General features: G+C 32.4%; 15 protein-coding genes and 1 riboswitch. All 15 genes read right to left on the bottom strand.

Annotated features, from left to right (window positions below):
- Nucleotides 1-3,555 (bottom strand): DUF6531 domain-containing protein (locus tag GOQ27_RS00735; protein WP_203364895.1); only part of this gene is annotated, 3,555 nt, incomplete at its 3' end.
- On the bottom strand, nucleotides 3,518-4,798 hold the full coding sequence (locus GOQ27_RS00730; RefSeq protein WP_203364894.1) for a TolB family protein: 1,281 nt from the start codon (nucleotides 4,796-4,798) through the stop codon (nucleotides 3,518-3,520). The genes GOQ27_RS00735 and GOQ27_RS00730, both read right to left, overlap by 38 nt.
- A gap of 72 nt (nucleotides 4,799-4,870) precedes the next feature.
- Nucleotides 4,871-4,952, bottom strand: a riboswitch (cyclic di-GMP riboswitch).
- Between the two features lie 310 nt (nucleotides 4,953-5,262).
- Complete coding sequence (locus GOQ27_RS00725; protein WP_203364893.1) at nucleotides 5,263-6,456, bottom strand: DUF5667 domain-containing protein; 1,194 nt, start codon at nucleotides 6,454-6,456, stop codon at nucleotides 5,263-5,265.
- Between the two features lie 158 nt (nucleotides 6,457-6,614).
- A complete protein-coding gene (locus GOQ27_RS00720) occupies nucleotides 6,615-7,238 on the bottom strand; it encodes a redoxin domain-containing protein (RefSeq protein ID WP_203364892.1) in 624 nt (207 codons plus the stop codon).
- Nucleotides 7,239-7,249: 11 nt separating this feature from the next.
- A complete protein-coding gene (locus tag GOQ27_RS00715) occupies nucleotides 7,250-9,874 on the bottom strand; it encodes a calcium-translocating P-type ATPase, SERCA-type (RefSeq protein WP_203364891.1) in 2,625 nt (874 codons plus the stop codon).
- Between the two features lie 20 nt (nucleotides 9,875-9,894).
- The gene (locus GOQ27_RS00710; RefSeq protein ID WP_203364890.1) at nucleotides 9,895-10,479 is read right to left on the bottom strand and encodes an SOS response-associated peptidase; all 585 of its coding nucleotides are present in this window, start codon (nucleotides 10,477-10,479) and stop codon (nucleotides 9,895-9,897) included.
- A gap of 211 nt (nucleotides 10,480-10,690) precedes the next feature.
- On the bottom strand, nucleotides 10,691-12,241 hold the full coding sequence (locus tag GOQ27_RS00705; protein WP_203364889.1) for an acyl CoA:acetate/3-ketoacid CoA transferase: 1,551 nt from the start codon (nucleotides 12,239-12,241) through the stop codon (nucleotides 10,691-10,693).
- Between the two features lie 105 nt (nucleotides 12,242-12,346).
- Nucleotides 12,347-13,702, bottom strand: coding sequence for a GntP family permease (locus GOQ27_RS00700; RefSeq protein WP_203364888.1), 1,356 nt, complete (start codon nucleotides 13,700-13,702; stop codon nucleotides 12,347-12,349).
- Nucleotides 13,703-14,137: 435 nt separating this feature from the next.
- Nucleotides 14,138-15,850, bottom strand: a complete 1,713-nt coding sequence (locus GOQ27_RS00695; RefSeq protein ID WP_203364887.1) for a sigma 54-interacting transcriptional regulator — start codon at nucleotides 15,848-15,850, stop codon at nucleotides 14,138-14,140.
- Between the two features lie 123 nt (nucleotides 15,851-15,973).
- The gene (locus GOQ27_RS00690) at nucleotides 15,974-16,390 is read right to left on the bottom strand and encodes a MaoC family dehydratase (RefSeq protein WP_203364886.1); all 417 of its coding nucleotides are present in this window, start codon (nucleotides 16,388-16,390) and stop codon (nucleotides 15,974-15,976) included.
- Between the two features lie 404 nt (nucleotides 16,391-16,794).
- Complete coding sequence (locus GOQ27_RS00685; RefSeq protein ID WP_203364885.1) at nucleotides 16,795-18,468, bottom strand: peptide ABC transporter substrate-binding protein; 1,674 nt, start codon at nucleotides 18,466-18,468, stop codon at nucleotides 16,795-16,797.
- A gap of 64 nt (nucleotides 18,469-18,532) precedes the next feature.
- The gene (locus GOQ27_RS00680; RefSeq protein ID WP_203364884.1) at nucleotides 18,533-19,516 is read right to left on the bottom strand and encodes an ABC transporter ATP-binding protein; all 984 of its coding nucleotides are present in this window, start codon (nucleotides 19,514-19,516) and stop codon (nucleotides 18,533-18,535) included.
- Nucleotides 19,513-20,535 (bottom strand): ABC transporter ATP-binding protein, encoded by a 1,023-nt coding sequence (locus GOQ27_RS00675; RefSeq protein WP_203364883.1) that lies wholly within the window; start codon nucleotides 20,533-20,535, stop codon nucleotides 19,513-19,515. Before GOQ27_RS00675 ends, GOQ27_RS00680 begins: the two co-directional genes overlap by 4 nt.
- 16 nt (nucleotides 20,536-20,551) lie before the next feature.
- Nucleotides 20,552-21,733 carry an ABC transporter permease gene (locus GOQ27_RS00670; RefSeq protein WP_203364882.1) on the bottom strand — a complete coding sequence of 394 codons (1,182 nt, stop codon included), beginning with the start codon at nucleotides 21,731-21,733 and terminating at the stop codon, nucleotides 20,552-20,554.
- 12 nt (nucleotides 21,734-21,745) lie between these two features.
- Nucleotides 21,746-22,666, bottom strand: coding sequence for an ABC transporter permease (locus tag GOQ27_RS00665; RefSeq protein WP_203364881.1), 921 nt, complete (start codon nucleotides 22,664-22,666; stop codon nucleotides 21,746-21,748).
- Nucleotides 22,667-23,102 lie beyond the last annotated feature (436 nt).

Below are 23,102 nucleotides of genomic sequence, written 5' to 3'. Positions count from 1 at the left end.
TAGCCAGTCTGTCATCTCTGTTAGATATCCCATAGGGTTATATTTAAAGGATACTTCCTTTTCCCCATTATAGTCTATTTTCTTTAATAAATTTGTAGGGTCATATTGATAGCTTGTCTTATATCCATCCCTGTCTTTTTCTGAGATGAGGTTACCATTGCCATCATATTCATATACTGTTACTTTCCCACTATCATCCTTTACCTTTGTAAGTAATCCCCTTTTATCATAGGTGTATTTGGTGACTTGGTCTCTATTTACTGGAGATATTATATCTTCTTTTTTAATATTCTTCTCTAGTGCTTCGGTGGACAATGTAAATCCTGTTATTTTTGTTTGTTCAAACTTCCTATTTTTATGAACTTCCTTTAAGTTTCCTACTTTATCATATACATAGTCTGTTACGTTCTTCTTTGCATCTATTACTTTTACTAGATTACCTAGAGCATCATATCTATACTCTGTGAGATTTCCCTTTTCATCCTTTACTGTTGCCAGTTGTCCCTTTTTAGTATAGGTAAATCTCTGTATTCCCCCTAGAGCATTTTTTATTGTTTCTACTCTATTTAATTTATCATAGGTATAGTGAGCTACACTTCCTTTTGCATCTGTTACCTTTATTACATTTCCATTTTTATCATACTCATACTGTGTGATTTCACCTTCAGCATTCTTTAAAAATCTTACTCTACCTAATTCATCATAATCATAGCTGCTTATTCCTCCTTCTGGGTCTGTTACCGTCTCTATAAGTCCTAGAAGGTTATATGTAAATTCTGTTATATTCCCCATCTGATCCTTTACTGATTTTACTCTACCATCGGCATAGTATTGATACTCAATGGTATTTCCTAGGGCATCTGTTATCTTGGTTATTCTCCCCATGGAGTCGTACTGATATTTTTCAGTATGGGATTTAGGATCCTTTATCTCTTGTAATCTATTTAATGCATCATATTTATACTCTGATACATTTCCTAAGGCATCTTCTTCTTTGATTAGATTTCCATTTTTATCATAGTTATATTTAAATGTATATCCCTCAGGGTCTATTACTTTAGTTAATCTGCTGTATTTGTCATACTGATATTTTGTTTCCCCTCCATTGGGATCTATTACCTTAGTGATATTCCCCATGCTGTCATATTCAAATTGGGTTATTCTATTATTTGGCTCTATGGTCTTTATGAGTTTTCCACCCACGTTATACTGATATTCTGTTACTTTTCCATCTTGATCTGTAACTTTCCATAGCTTACCATTTTTATCATATTGATATTCTATTGTATTATTTTTTGCATCAGTTAATTTTTCTACTTTTCCTGATTTAGTGTATTCAAATTCTGATGTATTTCCCTTGGGGTCTATTATCTTTATTACTCTATTTAAATTATCGTATTCAAATTTAGTTTCATTTCCTAATACATCTATGATTTTTTCTACATTACCTTTACTATCATAGATCATATTGGTTTCACTACCATTTGGGTTTATTACTTTCCCGGGCAATCCATTCTCATAGTCTGTATACTGGGTTAATCTACCTACCTCGTCCATCATAGATTGTATATTCCCCGTATTGTCATAATTAAATGTTATGCCTGACCCATCACTATATTTAACTGATGTCACTTCTCCAAATCTGTTATATTGATAAGTAGTGACATATCCTAGAGGATCCTTTACTGTTTTTACATTTCCATCTTCATCATAGGTATAATGATAGGTATTTCCTTTTTTGTCTGTATAGGTCTTCCTATGTCCATTTGGATAATATGTATTCTTTTCTGTTCCATTTTCATATATTGTCTGAAGAATTTTATAGTCTTCATCATATTTGTATTTTATTATACTTCCATTTCTCTCTGTAAAGGTGGTTATTCTATTGGTATCATCATAGGAAAAGTACATTTTACTGTTATCTACTAGCTTCTGCTCTATTACTCTTCCTTTATCATCATATTTATTTACTACCGTGCCATCCTTTTTAGGGGTGACTATTTTTGTCATTCTATGATTGGAGTCATACTCATACTCTACTTCATCCCCTTCAACATTCTTATATAGGGTTAAGTCTCCATTTTCATAAAAATATTCTACTTTTCTCCCTGTTTGGTCTGATATTTGAATTACTTTCCCATCATCATTGTATTGTAATATAAGATGTCCATATTCATTACTTATCTCTCTAAGTAGTTCATCTTCATATATCATATCTGTTTCATTTCCATTGGTATCTGTTATTTTATCTAAGAATCCACTTTCATTAAAATGATACTCTACCTTAGAGGGCATTGTTAATGTGTATGTATCATCACTATGCTTTTCAAATTCATTGTATACTCCCACAGGAGCTTGGTATGTACCATCACTATTTAATGTATAGGTTTCTCTATGACCATCATAGTAGATTACTCCTATGTTTCCATCCCCCATATCAAATAGTCTATATTTCCAATTATGATGCCAATTTGTTCCTAGGTCTCCCTCATATACATCTCTAGAGTTATAGAATCTAGTGAATGATATAGGATAGGTTCCTCCTAGGCTTATATCTGTATTATTATATGTAAAGTTTCCTGTGGCTAGGTTCACTGGGTCTTCTGTAAATTCTGTTGTGCCTTTTAATAAATCTACTACACCACATTTTTCTTCCATCTTCTCTGGATCAACAAATTCTGATGTGGGAGGTTTTCCCCCTCTTACAGGGTTAATTATTAATAAGGCACTTCCTATGGCGAGATCATAAGGTTCTTGAAGATTATTATCCTTTATTATCTCTGTGTATTTACTATCATTGTCATAATAATATGAGGACAATAAAGTAAAATTATCATAGGCCCTTACTGTATGCTTTAATACCTTGATAGGTCCTAGCTTTTTCTGTTCTTTATTTTTATTTATCTTTACTGCTGATAGTTCTATGTTTTTATACTCCTGTAAGGGTATATCTATCTTCCACATATCTACTGATATATTTGCTTCCCCCATGAAAGCTCCATCAGCATATACCTTTACTTTCTCTGTATTTTCATCAGCAGAACCATATACTGTGAAATTATCTCCATTTACATTGGGAGCTATTGCTATATCTTCTTCTAATTTATCTATTATGGTTACCTTGACTTTTCCAAAGGTTCCCTGCCAAGGGTTTCCATCTGCTGCATCTATATGTATTGTATATATTCCCTTAGGTAGGATATTTCCTTTATCGTCTTTTCCATCCCACTCTATTTTATTGGTTTTATAGTCTCCTTGAAATTCTTTATCTTTAGCTATAGTCCTTACTGTGTTCAATCCATTTTTTACTGTTATATTTGCTTTATGGGTATCGTGAAAGTTCCAGCTTATAGTGGTCTTTTCTCCATTTTTAGGACTAAATATTGAAGGTGTTACCTTTTGAAATGTAGTCCTAGATGTATTCCCCTCTGCAAAGGCATTTATAGGTAATACGCTTACAAATATCATGGTAAATATAATTATTAAAGATAGATACCTATGCCATCTCTTTATCATTCTATTTATCTCCCCTTTTTCGGTAATATCTAATTCCAAATACTCCCCCTATTATCACTATTCCAATGAGAATATATATAAATGGTGACTTCCAAATACTTTTTGTATCTTCTTTTTTAGGTTTTTCTTTTTCAATGGTGCTTTCTTCTTGTTTCTTTTCTGTCTCTACCGATAATTCCTCTACTTCCTCTACTTCTTCCTCCACTGATAAATCATCAGTTACTGAAGGCTGCTCTTGAGAGTCTATATCGACTTCCGTCTCATCGGCTTCTTCTATCTCTTCTACTTCTTCTATGTCTTGTTCTTCCTGAGGGCTATTGTCTTTCATAACCTTCGTAATTGTATAGTCATTAATGCTTCCACTCATTATCCCCATACCATTTGACCAGATTAATGTATCTCCTTGTAAAAAGGCATATTTGGGCATAACATCTCCAAAGTTCTCAAGTTTTGTATCTACTATACTGTTAGAATCATTTAATACTAAGTGACCATCTTCTTCTAAAAGTAATTTATCCCCTGTAAAGGCTAAAGGTCTATGATTTTGTTTTCCTGAGGTCAGCCTTGTCTCGCTGTCCTCCTTGGTATCATACATATATATCTGACTATATCCGTTGTACTCCACCATCCATACTATTCTATCCTTACTTAGTATTGGATCTAATTCATCCCCTAATCCATAGGTTACCTGCTTTTCTTTTCCAGTAGAGATATCATAGGTATATATATCAAAATCTCCATCTCTACTATCCATCCAAGCAAGGGTTTTCCCATTGATCTCTAAGCCAAAGACTTGAGTATCAGTAGTTGTAATACTTTTAGTAGCTTTTTTAGAGAGGTCATATATCATCACCTGCCTTCTACCATCGGTATTATTTATCCAAGAAATTTTATCCCCAGATATAACTGGCTCTCTATAATCTCCTTTAGAGTCAGTTATTTTTTGAGTTTGTCCATTTTTAATATTGTATAAATATATATCAAAATATCCTGTACCATTTGATGCATGTTCCCTATTATCCTGCCATACTATGTAATTTCCTGATATGCTAGGATTCATTTGATTATATTTATTATTAGTGATATTTTTGGTGTCTTCTGAGTCCATATTCATATGATATATCTCCCAGTTACTCCCTTTATTAGACATCCACACTGCATTTTTTCCGTCTATTTTTAAATTGTTCATTCCCGCTGCATTATCTGCAACTACAAAGGAATGACTAGAAAGTAAAAATACTATTATTGCAATAATAGACGAAATTTTTTGATTTTTCTTCACCTTGTACCCTCCCTCTTTTAAATTAGACAATAAAAAACCTATGCCGATTAAAGGCATAGGTTTCCCCATACTTTCGGCAACCGGCTACCATAGCATTAGCTTTAGGCCCTTGGCTTTGCGTCCTTATCTTTCAATAAGTTTGCCTTTTTCAATGTAAATTTTTTGATTTTTCTAATACTTGATATATTTTAGCAAATTAAACTGGGATATTTTGTCTTAATTTGTCGAATACAGAGGTAAAATGTTCCATTCGTAATATAATAGTTCTAGAAAACTATTATATTACGAAGATATATAGTACTACAGACCTAGTATTAAAGAGCGGGTATAGGATTATTTACTCTTATTATTTTAGGTAATAAGTATGTATTAATAATATTATCAATACATACTTATAATAAAAAAAATGATTGCCATTTCTGGCAATCATTAAATAATGGTGTGTGACTGTATATTAAAATTAATTAGTTATTATTTTTATTCTTATTATTCTCTGCTTTTTTCTTAGCATCTTCTCTTAATTCTTCAGCTTTCTCTTTAGCTTCTTCTCTTGCTTTTTCTGCTTTTTCTTTTATTTCTTCTTTTTGTTTTTTAGCATCTTCTCTTGCTTTTTCTGCAGCTTTTTTCTCTTCTTCTCTTTGTTTCTTAGCTTCTTCTCTTAATTCTTCAGCTTTCTTTTTAGCTTCTTCTTTTTTCTCTTTTGCTTCTTCTCTTGCTTTCTCTGCTGCTAATTTCTCTTCTTCAGTTCTTTCTTCTTCATTCATATCTTCATCAATTTCTTCATTCATATCTTCATCTTCTACTTCTTCGTCTATATCTTCATCAATATCTTCTTCCATATCCTCATCTTCTATTTCTTCGTCCATATCTTCACTTGCTTCCTTAGAAGCTACTACAACTTTCATTTCTGCAAATGCTGTATTAAGCTCTTCTCTTGCTGTATCATAAGCTAACTTAGCTTCTTCTAATAAAGCTTCTGCTAAAGCTATTGTCTCTTCTGAACCATGTTTTTGCATTTTCTTAAGATTTACTCTTGCATGTACATATGATTTTCTAGCATCATTTAATGAATGTCTTTTTGCTACCATATTATGTACTGCTTCTTTTACAGATACAGTGTCTATTTCTTCATCATCATTTTCTTGAACATCTTCATCATTCTCTTGTACGTCTTCATCATTTTCTTCTACATCTTCTTCTGTTGTTTCTTCAGTAACATCTTCATCAACTATTTCTTCTTCTGTCACTTCTTCATCTTCTATACCTGATATAAGTCCATTTAACTCATCTATTTTTGCTTCAAATTCAGCTAATGCCGATTCTGATAAATTGAATTTTCCTTCTTCTAACAACATTTCACTATCAAGAAGTCTTTTTTCAGCAATTTCTTTTAGTAGTTCTAATTTTTTCTCTTCATCAAAAGTTAAAGCTACTTTTAAATTATCAACTAATCTTTCAAAGTTATATAAAAATTTATCTGATAGAGAAGTTTCATCTGCTTCTTCAATATCTTCTTCTGTTACTTCTTCATCTACAACTTCTATTATATCTTCTTCCTCTGTAGGTACAGTAGTGTTTTCTTCTGGTGCTGCAAAAGCTCCAGCACTAAATATCATTGATAATGCTACTGAACTTACTAATATTTTTATCTTTTTCATTTTCTATCTCCTCCTAAAATGTAATTTCTTTGGCTTTACTATACAATACATACAAACGAGTTTTTTTTTGGGGGTATTTTAAAAAAATCAAAAAAATATGCCACCCTTTTAGGATGACATATTTTTTCTTAATGAATCTTCTTTAGTTTTTTGTTAGTTTATCTTCTGTTTCTTAACCCATCTAGGGCTTCTTCTGGAGATAGTCTATTAGTATAGTCCATATCTATATAGGACAATATAATAGAACTATCAGTATCCACAACAAATGTTGCTGGGATAGGTAATTCTAAAAGATTATCCTTATCCCTTAATAATCTTATACCCAATTTTTTATAAACATCACTTAATTTCTTATCTAAATGGGTAACTAATCCAATTTTTCTAGCCATTTCATTATTTTCATCTATTAGTATCTCATATTCTAATAAATTATCCTCTATAACTTTTTCTATATTTTCTCTTGAATCTTGAGATATTATGACTAGATTCGCTCCCAGTTTATGTATCTCAGGTAATGATTCTTGATAGGATTGTAATTCTAAATTACTATTTAATGTTAAATTACCAGGAGAAAATATTAGAATTAACGGTCCTTCTTCTAATAATTCTTTAGAGCTAATTATATTTCCCTCAGTGTTTTTTAACTGAAATGAAGGCATTTGATCTCCTTTTTTAGGTACATTATCTATTATACTTTCAGAATCTATCTTATCAGCTGTAAGTCTTATAACTTCTCTTATATTTTCATGGGTTGTTTCTAATAAATCCTTAGTAATATTCATGAAATCACCACCTAATTTCTAATTTTCTTAGTAATTTCAGCTATAGTCATTGGAACTAATGAAAGTAAAACTACATATATCCAATGTGTTCCATCTAAGGTAGTTAGTTCAAATATCTCTCTTAATGGTGGTATTAATACTACACTTAGTAATAATGTGGCTGATAGAGCTATTGCTCCTAATAAATATTTATTTGAGAATAATCCTATTTTAAATATACTTTTATCTAGGGATCTTATAGTAAGACTGTTAGCAAATTGAGATACTGCCAATGTTATTAGGGCCATAGTTCTTCCAGTCTCAATATTTACACCTCTACCTATATTAAAGGCAAATATGGTTACTATTCCTATTATTAAACCTTTTATAACAATACTTATCCCTAGTCCATGGGCAAATATGCTTTCTCCAGAAGCCCTTGGCTTTCTCTCCATTATATCTTGCTCTGCAGGATCTACCCCTAGTGCTAATGCAGGAAAACTATCTGTTACAAGATTAATCCATAATATATGGATTGGTAATAATGGAGTAGGCAAACCTATCACTAATGCTACAAACAAGGCTACTACCTCTCCTACATTACAAGATAATAAGTAGTGGATAGATTTCTTAATATTATCAAATATACTTCTGCCTTCTTCTACTGCTGCAACAATTGTGGAGAAGTTATCGTCTGTTAATATCATATCTGCTGCCTCTTTAGATACATCTGTTCCAGTTATCCCCATGGCACAACCTATATTTGCTCTCTTCAGAGCTGGGGCATCATTTACACCATCTCCTGTCATGGCTACTACTTTGTCGTGACTTTGCCATGCTTTTACAATCTTGACCTTATGCTCAGGAGATACCCTTGCATATACCGAATATTTATCTACATTTGATGCTAATTCTTCATCGGTCATTTTTTCTATTTCTTTTCCTTCCAATGCTTCATCTTCTTTTTCTAATATACCTAATTCTTTTGCTATTGCGATAGCAGTTATCTTATAGTCTCCTGTAATCATTACAGGTTTTATCCCTGCTTTTTTACATTCTGCTACAGAAACTTTAACTTCTTCTCTAGGGGGATCAATCATACCACTCATTCCTACAAAGATTAAATCATTTTCTACCGTTTCACTACTAACTTCCCCAGGTATTTCTGATATTTCTCTATAGGCTAATCCCAGTACCCTGAGAGCCTTAGCCGCCATTGATTTGTTTACATCTATTATTTTTTTCTTCTGTTCTTCTGTAATCTCTTCTACTTTCCCATCTATCATGATGCCTTTACATCTTTCTAATATGACATCTATAGCTCCCTTTGTATATATTCTATATCCATCCTTATCTTGATGAATTGTTGACATCATTTTTCTATCTGAATCAAAAGGCACTTCCTCTACTCTTTTCATTTCACTTTCAAGCTCTTTTCTATATATGCCTTTTTCGTACCCTAAGACTATTAGTGCTATTTCCGTAGGATCTCCAATGGTTTTCTTTTCCCCTTCAGTTTCTTCTATTGATGCATCATTACACATAAGACCCGTTATTACTGCCATTTTCTCATCTTTATCATCAATATTTACATCTTCAGCCTCTATTAAATTATCATAGGTATAGAGCTTTGTTACAGTCATTTTATTTTGGGTTAATGTACCGGTTTTATCCGAGCATATTACTGATGCTGTACCTAAAGTCTCTACTGCTGGGAGTTTTCTAATGATTGCATTCTTTTTAATCATTCTTTGTACTCCTAGAGATAATACAATAGTAACTATAGCAGGTAATCCTTCCGGAATAGCAGCTACTGCTAATGATACTGCTAGCATGAACATATCTAACAGCCCTCGACCTTGGAAATATCCAATTAAGAAAATAACTCCACAGACTCCTAAAGCTATAATTCCTAGCCATTTACCTAGTTCTCCTAGTTTTTGTTGTAAAGGAGTTTCTAAATCTTCTTGAGATTCTATCATTTTAGCTATCTTACCTATTTCTGTACTCATTCCAGTCTCTGTTACAACGACTTTACCTCTACCATTAGTTACTAAGCTTGTAGAGTATACCATGTTCTTCCTATCTCCTATAGGTACATCTTCTCCCTCAGAGATAGACAAGTCTTTATTTACTGGAACTGATTCTCCTGTAAGGGAGGATTCTTCCACTTTTAGACTGGCACTTTCAAGAAGTATCCCATCTGCTGCTATGTAATCCCCCGCTTCTAATATAAGTATATCTCCAGGAAATATATCTGAGGATTTAACCTCCATTATACTTCCATTTCTTATCACCTTAGCTGTAGGTTTTGACATATTTTTAAGAGCCTTTAATGATTCTTCTGCTTTATTTTCTTGTACCACCCCTAGTATTGCATTTAATAGTACTATTGCTGCTATTATGATAGTATCTTTAAATTCTCCTAATGATGCTGATACTATGGCTGCTATTAAAAGTATAATCACCATAAAATTTTTAAATTGGTTTATAAATCTTTGAAGTAATGTTGTTCTCTTCTTACCTTCTAATTCATTTAATCCGTACTTTTCTTTTCTATTCTTTACTTCTTCTGTTGAAAGCCCCTTTTGTGGATCAACTTTTAGAATATCCATTACTTCATCAGAACTTTTTTTATACCATAACTCTTCACTCAATACTATTCCCTCCTAAAAAGTTATTCTATCTCTAATCTCCCTGGATAGGGCTTAAACATAGTTTTTAATCTTCCATAATTCTCTATATTATTATCTAGCCATATATCTTCCTTTTCTTCTGGTATTATCACAGGCATCCTATTATGTATTTTTATCATATCCTTGTTTGGTACAGTAGTAAGTATAGTAAAAGCTGTATAATCATCCCCATTCTCATCTTTAAAATTGTCATATATTCCTGCTAAAGAAAATATCTTTCTATCTTTAATATGTATTCTTCGTTTTATTTTATCCTTTCCATCCTTTTCCCATTCAAAAAAACCACTAACTGGTATAATGCATCTTTTATTATAAAAAGAATCCTTAAAGGTTGGTTTCTTATCTATAGTTTCACTTCGGGCATTAATAAGAAGACTTTTACTATATGAAGGTTTAAATCCCCAGTTTATAATCTTTAATTTCTTCTCTCCATCCTTTAATACAACTGGTGATTTATTAGAAGGATAAATTTCATTAAACTCATATTTATTTTCTTCCTTATATCTAATATTGTATCTTTCATATATATCCTTTAATCCTATATTCAAATAATATCTACCACACATATTATCACCTCAGTAATAGTACTTTATTTAATCCTTTTTACCCTTATTATTATTCTATACTCAGATATATTTAGTATACCAATCTATATTTCTACATTTATCTTTATATTTCCCAGGTAATATTCGACTTTTAATTTTAATTATAAAAAAACACCCCTATAGCTTTTGCTATAAGAGTGTCTATATATAATATGGAATAAGGGTTTGTTATTTATTTAGTTAGTTCAAGTCCCATTTTTGCATCTGTGAATATTCTTACATCCATCACTTTTAAATCATCTGCAACTACTGGTTTAAAGCCCATTTGTCCAAAGATATCTTTTTCTAAATCTACTCCTGGAGCTATTTCAGTTAAAGTAAATCCTTTTTCGGTAAGCTCAAATACCGCTCTTTCAGTTATATAAATAACTGGTTGATTAGTTTCTTGAGCATATTTACCTGAGAATGTAATTTGCTCTACTGTATCTACAAACTTCTTAGCTCTACCTTCTTTTACTATGTTAAGCTTACCATCATTTATTTCTACTTCTAATCCACCGGCAGTAAATGTTCCACAGTAAACAACCTTTTGAGCATTTTGAGATATGTTTACGAATCCACCACAACCAGGAATTTTCGGTCCAAATTTACTTACATTTATGTTTCCATCCTTATCACATTGTGCAAGACCTAAGAATGTAATGTCTAATCCCCCACCATCATAGAAATCGAATTGGTATGGTTGATCAATTATTGCATCTGGATTAATAGCAGCACCGAAGCTAAGTCCTCCTGCTGGTACTCCACCTATAGTTCCTGCTTCTGTAGTAAGGATTAATCCATCTATTCCTTCTTCATTAGCTACCATAGATACTCCTTCAGGCATACCTATACCTAAGTTTGTTATAGCATTTGGTACTAATTCCATAGCAGATCTTCTTGCTATTACTTTTCTAACATCTAATTTCATAGGTTTGATGCTTCCTAGAGATACTCTTATTTCTTGAGAGTAAGATGGGTTATATTGCTCACCGAAAGTTTGCATATGCTCTTCTTCTTTTGCTTCTACTATAGCATCTACATAGATTCCAGGAATCTTTACTTGACTATAATCTAATGAGCCATTTTCAACTATAGCTTCAACTTGAAGAATAACCTTTCCACCAGAGTTCTTTGCTGCTTGAGCCATAGCTAGCATTTCTAGATTTAAAGCTTCTCTTTCGAAGGTACAGTTACCATTTTCGTCTGCATAAGTTCCCCTTATAACAGCTATGTCTACTGGCATTGAATGATAGAACATCCACTCTTCATCTCTAATGTTTACTATTTCAACAACATCTTCTTTAGTAATATCATTAATCTTTCCACCTTCAATTCTTGGATCAGCAAAAGTTTTTAAACCAACTTTTGTAAGGATTCCAGGCTTTCCACCAGCTATAGCTCTAAATAATTGAGATATAGCACCTTGAGGTAGGTTATATCCTTCTATCTTATTTTCTAAAGCTAGTTTACCTATTTTTGGAGCTAATCCCCAATGACCACCAATAACTTTCTTTAATAGTCCTTCATGACCAAGATGGTTAAGTCCTTTGTTTTTTCCATCTCCTTGGCCTGCTGCGTATACTAGTGTTAAATCCTTTGGTTTTCCTTCGCTTACAAAGTATTCTTCAATAGCATGAGTTATAGCTTCTGGATGCATGTTTCCAACAAATCCTCCAGTAGCTATTGTATCTCCATCCTTTATTAATTGAACCGCTTCTTTAGCTGTCATTATTTTATTCATGATTTCTCCTCCTATTCTCTATCTAGGTTACATAATATATATTTATTATCTGTAAAAGTCCCCTATAGGATTACAGGAGACTTTCTACAGATAGATTTGAATCTCTTAAACTATTCCAGTTAATAGGTAGAATACTGAAATTACTATTACAGATATTAATGGAATACCCATTGTTACCATAGCAATATGTTTGTAACTTCTCTTATGGTCCATCTGAGTAACTGCAAGTAATGTTATAACTGCACCACAGTGTGGTAATGAATCAAGACCACCGGCAGCTACAAGCATAATTCTGTGTAGTGCTTCTGGATGAATTCCCATGCTTAAGAATTCTTCTGATAATACTTCTAATGCGATAGCTGTACCACCAGAGGATGATCCAACTATACCAGCTAATAATGTAGTTGAGATTGCAACTTTAAATACTGATGGAATTGCCATAGCAACTATAGCCATTTTAACTGTTGTAAAGGCAGCTAATGACTTAATAACTCCACCATATCCAACCTCAGATGCAGTGTTGAATATTGGAAGTAAACCTCCAACTGCTCCATCAAATATAACTTTATTTTTATTTGTTATATATTTACCCATAGTAATTAATATAAATACAACTGCAACACCCAAACCAAGTACTACTGGCCAAGTTCCATTTATTCCTCCACCTACGGATTCATATTTAGCAATAACTGATTCCTGTTTAAAGTACCAGTTTGTTAATCCAAAGTTAATTATAAATACTATTAATATTGGTGCAATAGCTAAACCAAAGCTAGGAATTTTTCCACCTAATTCATGTAGATTCTCTTCAGGATGATCTCCATAGCCTTCCCCTTCAGATTTGAACTTATCAGATCTATTATTAAGGTAATATACTCCACCAAAGAACATGATAGATGCTGCTATAAGTCCTAATACTGGACCAGCAAATGTATCTGTTCCAAAATAAATTGTAGGCATTGTATTAAGATATTGAGGTGATCCTGGTAATGCTGTCATCGTAAATGTGAAAGCACCTAATGCAATTGCTGCTGGTAATAATTTTTTAGGTATATCTGCTCTTCTTAGTAATGTAGCTCCAATTGGATACATTGCAAAAACAACAACGAATAGTGAAACTCCACCATAAGTTAATAGGGCTGTTGCTACTACTATCGCTGCAATAGCTCTCTTTTCACCAAATTTATCTGAAATAAATTCAGCAATAGAGTTTGCAGCTCCTGAAACTCCCATTAATTTACCGAATATAGCTCCCGCTAAGAATACTGGGAAATAACTTTGAATATATCCTGCCGCTGCTGGCATGAATATGTTAGATAATGCATATAGTGCTGGAATTTCTCCTGCTACTAATGAAGCTGCCATGGCTAATAATGGCGCTAATACTAATACAGTTACACCTTTATATGCAAAATACATAAGGGCAACTAAAGTTAAAATAATTGATATAACTCCTAACATAAATAAATCCTCCTCTGTGTTTTATTTAAGCATTCCGCTCTTAGAATATTATAATTCCATAGATATTTTTTCAATTATTTCAGCTTCTAGAAAACCTTTTCTTCAAAGATATTATTCCTCTATCTGAAATAATTATAAAAATATCTTTTGTTGCATTATATATATGTAGCAATTTTTATGCCAAAATTCTTTTTTTTATTACAATCAATTTCAACATCCTTTTTTATCCCCTATTTTTAGACGTTTTTCTCTGATATTTATTTATATAATTTAAATTTTTGAAGATTATATATTTACTTCTTAACTTAATCCTAAATAAAATCAGAAAAAAACCATAAAACATGTAAATATATATTTACATGTTTTATGGTTTTTTCTTAATACCTTGATCTCAGTCACTTCAATAGTGTTAATTTAAGTTTACATGTTAACTTTCTAAACGTCTTTTAAGTTGTACTTATCTAGTTTTTTATATAAACTTACCCTACTTATTCCTAGAACTTTGGCTGTTTGATTCTTATTACCATCATTCCTTTTGAGATATTCTATGATCATATCTCTTTCTACTTCATCTAATACAGTCTTTAATTTTTTCTTTCCAGTATATATATTTTGTGCTCTATTTCTAGTTATTCTTTCTGGTAAATGATGGGGTTCTATTATTAATTCAGAGTCCAAAAGGTTTATTGCTCTTTCTATTACATTTTCTAACTCTCGAATATTACCAGGCCAGTCATAATTCTCTAAGTATTCTATAGTTCTTTTAGAAATACCTTCTACATATATCCCTAGTTTTTTTGTTAATTTGTTTTTTAGTGATAAAGCTAACTCTTTTATATCTTCTTTTCTTTCTCTTAAAGGGGGTAGATTTAAAGTAACTACATTTAATCTATAATAAAAGTCCTCTCTAAACTTCTTTTCTTCCACAAGTTTTCTAAGATTCTTATTAGTAGATGTGATAATTCTTACATCTAAATCTTTAACTACATTTCCTCCCACACTCTCGAATTCTTTCTCCTGTAAAACCCTTAGAAGTTTTGCCTGCATATTAAGGGGCATATCTCCTATCTCATCTAGAAGTATAGTTCCACCATTGGCTATTTCAAATTTCCCTTTTTTCCCTCCACGCTTTGCTCCTGTAAAGGCTCCTTCTTCATATCCAAATAGCTCTGACTCTAATAACTCTCCCGGTATAGCAGCACAGTTTATCCTGACAAAAGGACCTAATCTCCTATTACTTGCATTATGAATAGCATGGGCAAATAATTCTTTACCCGTACCACTTTCTCCAGTGATTATCACATTTGATTTAGACTTAGCTACCCTTTCTCCAATTCTTTTAAGCTCCATTATTTCATCAGTGACCCCTATTATACTATTAAATGTATATTTGGCAGACCTATTATTATCATATTCACTCTTATAATACTCTAGTTCCTTCTCTAACTCTTGAACCTTATTTTTTATCATTTGGAAGTCACCTAGGTCTTTAAACATAACCTTCCCTACTGCTCCTACTACTTTACCTTCTTTTTTGATAGGTATACGCATAGGTATCATTTTATTACCCTTTATTTCTTGTATTTCTCCTACTTCTCTAGTTCCTGATTTTGCTACTATATGCATCCTAGTATTTTCTATAACATCAGTAACATGTTTACCTTCCGGCTCAGGTTCTTTTAAAAATTCCTTATATGCTTTACTCATCATCTGTATTATTCCATTATCATCTACTACTACTACCCATTCATTTACAGTGTCTAGGATGGTATTTAATACATCTATATAGGATTCATCTTTAATCATTCTTTCATTCATTTCCATAAACTCCGTCATATCTTTGAATATGGAAATAGCTCCTAAGGTTTCTGAATCTTTTATAATAGGTATTCTATTTACTAAAAATTCTTTATTATTATACTTAAATTTCTGATTAAATTGAGGTTTACTATCGGATAAAATATTCATTATTGGCGTATTGGAAATAATTTCAGTGACCTTTTTTCCTATATTGTCCTTGTAGGACACTTCTAAATAAGTCTCTGCTTTCTTATTTATTATTATTATTTTGCCCTCAGCATCAATTCCAACAATAGCTTCATCCATATGTTCTAAAACTGAACACAATAATATATCTAATAATTTCATTACAAACCCCCTCGTATATAAATTGTTTACGGTTTATATCTATTATTATGATTATATCACTATTAGACAAAAATAAAACCCCCGGGCCTCACTTTGACCCAAGGGTTTAAAGATATATTGTTTTTATTTAGGAGGCATTACTGTGGCAACGCCTTTTAGTACTACATCACCCTTTTGATTTGTGCAAGTTGTTTTAAGTTTAATCATGTTTTTACCTTCTATTTTTTCTATAACTTCTGCTTCTGCTTTTATAGTATCTCCAAATCTTACAGGAGCTGTGAATTTAAGTTCCTGTCCTAAGTAGATAGTTCCTGGTCCAGGAAGATGAACGCCTAATACTGCAGAAACTAAACCTGCTGTTAGCATACCATGAGCTATTCTTCCTTTAAACATTGTATTCTTAGATACTTCTTCATTAATATGAGCTGGATTTATATCTCCTGTAACTCCAGCATATAGATATACATCTGTCTCTGTAATCGTTTTCTGGAATGATGCCTTTTGACCTAATTCTAATTCAGCAAATGTTTTCCCTTTCATTTAAAACACTCCTCTTTATTTTTTTAATATATTAAATGTGATAATAATTATTCTGTAATAATATATACAAGCAACTATTATGCCAATAATTATTTTTGACATAATCTTATTAATATAAAAAATAATTATCTAAATAAAGTTCTAATTTTACTTGTTTTAGTATTGTAATTAAATATCTATTTTATTATACAAATGATTTTTCTGTATTGTTTTTTATATAATATTGTGCATTTTAAATAAAGTCTGTTTATATATCCGTACATGTTTATTTTTTTCTAATGTTATACTATTTATCTTTGGGAAGATTATATTCTTTAATTCCTAAGTTATATATAATTTTTCCCCTTTTCAATGCAAATAAAACAAAAGATGGTCTAAAAAAGACCATCTTTTGTTCTATATATTTACTTCTCAATATATGCATCCCTTAGGAACATATTTCCTACTGGTGATTTCCACCAATCTTTAACATAACCTTTTACCATCTCAGGGTCAGATGCATAGTATATAGGTGAAATAGTCATTCTATTCATCCAAATATCCTCTGCTTGATGAAGCAATTCTGCTGCTTTGTTCTCATCTAATGTTATCATTGCTTCTTTAACTAACTTATCAAACTCTGCATCGAAGAATCCAGAGTAGTTATTTCCACTACCTTCTATCCACATATCAAAGAATGTCATTGGATGCACATAGTCTGCTCCCCAGCCTATTCTAGCTATTTGGAAGTTTCCTTCTTCTAATGTAGATAAATGAACTTTCCACTCTTGGTTTACTATCTCTACATCTACACCTAGGTTCTTCTTCCACATTTCTTGAATTGCTTCTGCTATCTTCTTATGACGTTCACTAGTATTATAGTTTAATTTTACTGGTGGAAGACCTTCACCATTAGGATATCCAGCCTCTTCTAATAATTTTTTAGCTTCTTCTATTTGAGCTTCAGGTTTTATTCCATAATCTCCCCCTGATTCTCTAAAGTCTCCTCCACCATAGCTAATGCCATTAGGTACTAATCCAGTAGCTGGTAAAGAACTATCCATTGTTACTGTATCAACTATTGCCTTTCTATCTATAGCTAGTGCAAAAGCTTTTCTAACTAATTCATTATCAAAAGGTGGTTCATTATTATTAAATACATAATAGTATAGTGATAAATCAGGTAATATAAATATCTCATCACTCTCAGATAACAATCTAGGTATTTCTGCAACAGGAATATTATCTATAGCATCTACGTCTCCTGCTTCAAAAGCAGCTAGAGCAGTAGATTCTTCATTTATGAGAGTAACTTCTACTTCTTCAAGTCTAACTTTATCTGCATCCCAGTATTCTGGATTTTTAACCATTATAACCTTCTCATTGTGAGTCCACTCTTTTACATAGAAAGGTCCATTACTGATCATACCATCATCAGATATTCCCCAACCTTCTGGATCAGCAGTAACTACATCTTCTCTTACTGGTTGCATTGTTACAAATGTACATAATGATAGAAAATAGTTTACTGGATCAGTTAAAGTAACTTTAAGTGTATGCTCATCTACTGCTTCTACTCCTACTTCTTCAAGACTTACTTCTCCATTATTTGCAGCTTCTGCATTTAATATCGGATATAAGAAGTATGCATAATCTGCCGCTGTAGCAGGATCTAATACTCTTCTCCAAGAGTACACAAAATCATTTGCTGTAACAGACTTTCCATCTGACCATTTAGCATTTTCTCTTAAATGGAAAGTATATACTTTACCATCTTCACTTATATCCCATTTTTCTGCTACTCCAGGCTCAGGATTTCCATCTTTGCCTACTCTAGTAAGTCCTTCACTAGTATTACCTAATATGTTTATTCCTATATTTTCAGTGGCTTTTCCTGGGTCTAATGTTTCAGGCTCTGCACCTAAATTATATGTGAAAACTTGAGGTGATTCTTCTGGCTCTTCAGCTTCCTCTTCACTAGATTCTTCTTGATCTGATGGCTCATCTGCGGGTTTAGGCTCTTCTTTATTAGTACATCCTACAAACGCAGTTAATACTAGGCAAAGTACTAATAGAATTGACAACAATTTCTTTAACATAGAATTTCCCCCTTTATTTTACTTATATATAAAGCACCAAGGCTCTATATTTCCCAATAATTTATTATTCTAACAAATGACATGCTACTAAATGTCCATTGTCTTTATCAACAAATTTAGGTTCTTCTTCTTTGCATCTCTCCATAGCATATTTACATCTAGTTCTAAATCTACATCCAGAAGGTGGATTTATAGGGCTTGGTACTTCCCCTTCTAAAACCTCTGCATTTCTCATTGCTGTAATATCTGGATTTGGTATAGGTATTGCTGATAATAATGCTTGAGTATAGGGATGTAATGGTTTTTTATAGAGTTCTTTACTAGAGGCTATTTCAACCATCTTTCCTAGATACATTACTCCTATTCTATCGGATATGTGTTTTACCATAGATAGATCATGGGCTACGAAAAGATATGTAAGTCCCATATCTTTTTGTAAATCTTCAAGCATATTTACTACCTGAGCTTGAATTGAAACATCTAAAGCTGATATAGGCTCATCACATACGATAAATTTAGGTCTTACCGCTAAGGATCTTGCTATTCCTATCCGTTGTCGTTGCCCTCCACTAAATTCATGAGGGAATCTGCTGGCATGATCTTTACTTAAACCTACCTTATTCAATAGTTCATAAATCATCTCTTGTCTTTCTTTACCTTTAGCTATTTGGTGGACATCTATTGGTTCACCAATAATATCACTAACGGTCATTCGAGAATTTAGAGAAGCATAAGGGTCTTGAAATATCATCTGAAACTCTTTTCTAAGAGGTTTTAATCTCTTCTCTTTCATATGGCCTATATCTTGATTACTAAAAAATATGTTCCCTGCGGTCACATCATACAGTCTTACAATACATCTTCCTGTAGTAGTTTTTCCGCATCCAGACTCCCCTACTAATCCAAAGGTTTCGCCTTTTTTTATTTCAAAACTTATGTCATCTACTGCTTTAGTGTAGGTTAGTTTTTTTCCAAAGAATCCTTTTTTCACTAAAAAGTATTTCTTTAAATTTTCCACCTTTATTAATACTTCTTTATTGTTATTCATTTTACTTCCTCCTTTCTTACCCCAGTACTAAGCTTCATTTTGGGTGATTCAGGGTGAAGTAACCAACAGCTAGCTTTATGTCCCATATCTACTTCGAAGAATTCCGGAAGTTTCATCTTACATATCTTCATTGAATAGGGGCATCTATCTGCAAAGGGACATCCTATTGGTGGTTTTAATAGATCTGGTGGTGTCCCTGGTATTGGAATCAACCTCTTTTTCTCCTCTAAATCTAACCTAGGAATTGATTTTAAAAGTCCCATTGTATAAGGATGCTGTGGATTAAAGAATATATCCCTCGAACTTCCTTCTTCCATAACTAATCCTCCATACATTACCACTATTCTAGAACAAACGTCTGCTACTACTCCTAAGTCATGGGTTATTAATATTATAGATGTATCTATTCTCTCCTTAAGTTCTTTCATTAGTTTCAGTATTTGATCCTGTATAGTTACATCCAAAGCAGTAGTAGGTTCATCTGCAATTAATAAATCTGGTTCACAGGATAGTGCTATTGCTATCATAGCTCTTTGCCTCATACCCCCACTAAATTCATGGGGATAATTATCTATTCTCTTTTCCGGGGATGGTATGCCTACCATCTTTAGCATTTCTATAGCCTTTTCCCTGGCCTTTTTCTTATTTAATTTTTGATGTCTAATTATCACTTCCATTATCTGATTTCCTATAGTATAAACGGGATTTAATGATGTCATAGGATCTTGAAATATCATAGCTATTTCATTTCCTCTTATTTTTAACATTTTATTATTTGAGTAATTTACTATATCCTTTCCTTTAAATAGTATTTCTCCCCCTACTATTTTCCCTGGATATTGTAATAGCTTCATCACTGATAATGATGTTACACTTTTCCCACTTCCTGACTCACCTACTATACCTATTGCTTCTCCTTTATCTATATGGAAACTTATACCTCGAACCGCTTGAACTTCTCCTAGATGGGTGAAGAAGGAGGTCTTAAGATTCTTTACTTCTAATAATTTTTCCCCCACATTTTACACCTCTTTTCTATTTACGTAATCTTGGATCTAGCGCATCTCTTAATCCATCCCCTAAGAAATTAAATGCAAACATTGTCACACATATAGCTAAAGCAGGGAAGAACAATTGATGCGGATAGGACCTTAGTGCTCCTAGAGCATCATTTGCCAATGTACCCCAAGAAGCCTTCGGTGCCGATACTCCAAGTCCAATAAAACTTAAGAATGCTTCTACAAAAATAGCTCGAGGTATCATCATAGTCATTGATACAATAATTGGTCCCATAGCATTAGGCAAAAGATGTCTTGTTAATATTCTCCAATGTCTAGTTCCTATGGATTTAGCTGCTAAAACATATTCTTGCTCCTTTAAACTTAGTATCTGTCCTCTAACTATCCTAGCCATACCAACCCAATATATAGATCCCAATGCAATAATTATAGGTTTAAGTCCAGAACCTAAAACAACCATTAAGAGTATTACATATAACATCAAAGGTACTGTACTGATAATATCAACTATTCTCATCATGAAATTATCTAACTTACCCCCAGCATATCCAGCTATTCCTCCATATAAAACACCTATAAAGAAATTAACCACTGTAGCTACAAAGGCAATTAGTAAAGATATTCTAGCACCATATATAACTCTAACAAGGATATCTCTTCCTAGATCATCTGAGCCAAAAAGATAAGTTTTATTCCAAACTCTATCATGGTAAGAATACTCATTTCCATTTCCATCTAATAGTTTAAAAGGCTGATTTTCAAAGTCTAGTAATACCGTTTTTCCTTTTACATCATAGGTTATCTTTTTCTCTATAAGGTTTTGCTCTGTAGCACTTAACAATTCAATAATCTTTCCACTTTCAGTAACTCTATATAATCTAAGCCCATTGGCTAAATGAATATAACTATCATCACTAACCTTATAAATGTCTAATCTTGGAGTTAAACTTGAGTAACTTAGATTTTGATCTGAATACTCATATGGAGAAAACATAGGACCAAATAGTGCAATTAGTATTAGTATTATTACTACAGAAAGTCCTATCATCGCCATTTTATTTTCCTTTAATCTTCTCCAAGAATCTTGAAAGTAAGTAAGACTTTTTCTTGATATTTGTTCTTTATTCTTTTCTGTGTCATCAATCTTAGTCCATAATTCTTTTGGTATATTCTTAGAATTCGAATTTAAATTTTCCATCAATTTATCCCCCTAATCATCAAGTTTAATTCTAGGGTCTACAAGTAAATATACAATATCAACTATTAAAACCATAAAAACTAAGAATGTGGCAAAAAATATGGTTATCCCCATAATAGTTGTATAATCTCTATTGGTAATACTCTGTACGAAGTGTCTTCCCATCCCTGGTAATGCAAATATTTTTTCTATAACAAATGATCCTGTTAATATTGCAGCAATCATCGGCCCCACATAGGTTACTACTGGTAATATTGAGTTTCTTAATCCATGCTTAAATATAACTACCCTTTCTGGAAGCCCCTTTGCTCTAGCCGTTCTTATATAGTCCTGTTGCATAACCTCAAGCATACTAGAACGGGTAAGCCGTGTAATAAATGATAATGAATATCCCGCTAATGCTAACACCGGTAATATATATCCCTTCCAACTATCCAGTCCAAAGGTGGGTAATAACCCTAATTTTAAAGCAAAGAAATATATGAATACGGTGGCTAATACAAAGGCTGGTATTGTTATTCCCAGGGTGGCTAGAAACATCACTATATAGTCCGGCCATTTATTTTGCTTTAGAGCTGAAAGAACTCCAAATGGTATTCCTAGAGCCAATGTTAATAACACTGTGAAGCTACCTAGTTTAGCCGAGGTAGGAAACCCATCCTTTATCAACTTGTTTACTGTCATTCCTTCATATTGGAAGGAAGGTCCTAAGTCAAGTTTAGCTATTCTTTTTAGATAGTCTATATACTGTTTAGGGAGTGAATCGTCTAAGTTGTATTTTTTATTTAATGCTTCCTCTATTGCTGGAGGTACTTTTTTCTCTTTAGTAAATGGTCCTCCTGGTATGGAGTGCATTAAAAGAAATGTCAGGGTAATCACTAAAAATATTGTGATAACCATTGCAATAACCCTTTTAAGTAAAAATTTTCCCATGACCCGCACCTCTTTCTAAATAATATATATAGATTAAATAATACCTGTTTTTTACCACCTCCACCTTCTTAGAAATAATACAAGTTATTTTTATTTATTATATTATCGGCATTTTTCTAATATGAAGAATAAAGTATAATGATATTAAATTGTAATACTTTATACTATTGAATCTAGGACTTTTAGTTGCTTATAAACCCTGTTAACTATCTATGAACTTTATTAAGAAATTTTTATGTACAATAAAAAAAGCGGACTAGAAACGTGTCCACTTCGCTGATGAAGAAACTAAGTGATTCACTCCAAATCAAAGATTTGGGTTCTCTACTTATAAGGGACCCTAGGTCCCTTTCGACGGTGCATAATGCTTGCACCTGAGCATCCCCCTAATACGGCATGGGATTTCATCCCCCACACCCCCTATTTTTTATTGTCT

It is taken from the genome of Anaeromonas frigoriresistens (assembly GCF_016820655.1).
GTDB classification, from domain to species: domain Bacteria; phylum Bacillota; class Clostridia; order Tissierellales; family SIT17; genus Anaeromonas; species Anaeromonas frigoriresistens.
Note: the sequence above shows the minus strand (reverse complement) of the source record. Positions and strands in the feature narration are given on the sequence as shown.

Coding starts and splice junctions, on each gene's coding strand:
- GOQ27_RS00725 (WP_203364893.1), bottom strand. CDS start 6,456: ATGAAAAAGATAAAAATATTAGTAAGTTCAGTAGCATTATCAATGATA.
- GOQ27_RS00720 (WP_203364892.1), bottom strand. CDS start 7,238: ATGAATATTACTAAGGATTTATTAGAAACAACCCATGAAAATATAAGA.
- GOQ27_RS00710 (WP_203364890.1), bottom strand. CDS start 10,479: ATGTGTGGTAGATATTATTTGAATATAGGATTAAAGGATATATATGAA.
- GOQ27_RS00705 (WP_203364889.1), bottom strand. CDS start 12,241: ATGAATAAAATAATGACAGCTAAAGAAGCGGTTCAATTAATAAAGGAT.
- GOQ27_RS00700 (WP_203364888.1), bottom strand. CDS start 13,702: ATGTTAGGAGTTATATCAATTATTTTAACTTTAGTTGCCCTTATGTAT.
- GOQ27_RS00695 (WP_203364887.1), bottom strand. CDS start 15,850: ATGAAATTATTAGATATATTATTGTGTTCAGTTTTAGAACATATGGAT.
- GOQ27_RS00690 (WP_203364886.1), bottom strand. CDS start 16,390: ATGAAAGGGAAAACATTTGCTGAATTAGAATTAGGTCAAAAGGCATCA.
- GOQ27_RS00685 (WP_203364885.1), bottom strand. CDS start 18,468: ATGTTAAAGAAATTGTTGTCAATTCTATTAGTACTTTGCCTAGTATTA.
- GOQ27_RS00680 (WP_203364884.1), bottom strand. CDS start 19,516: ATGAATAACAATAAAGAAGTATTAATAAAGGTGGAAAATTTAAAGAAA.
- GOQ27_RS00670 (WP_203364882.1), bottom strand. CDS start 21,733: ATGGAAAATTTAAATTCGAATTCTAAGAATATACCAAAAGAATTATGG.
- GOQ27_RS00665 (WP_203364881.1), bottom strand. CDS start 22,666: ATGGGAAAATTTTTACTTAAAAGGGTTATTGCAATGGTTATCACAATA.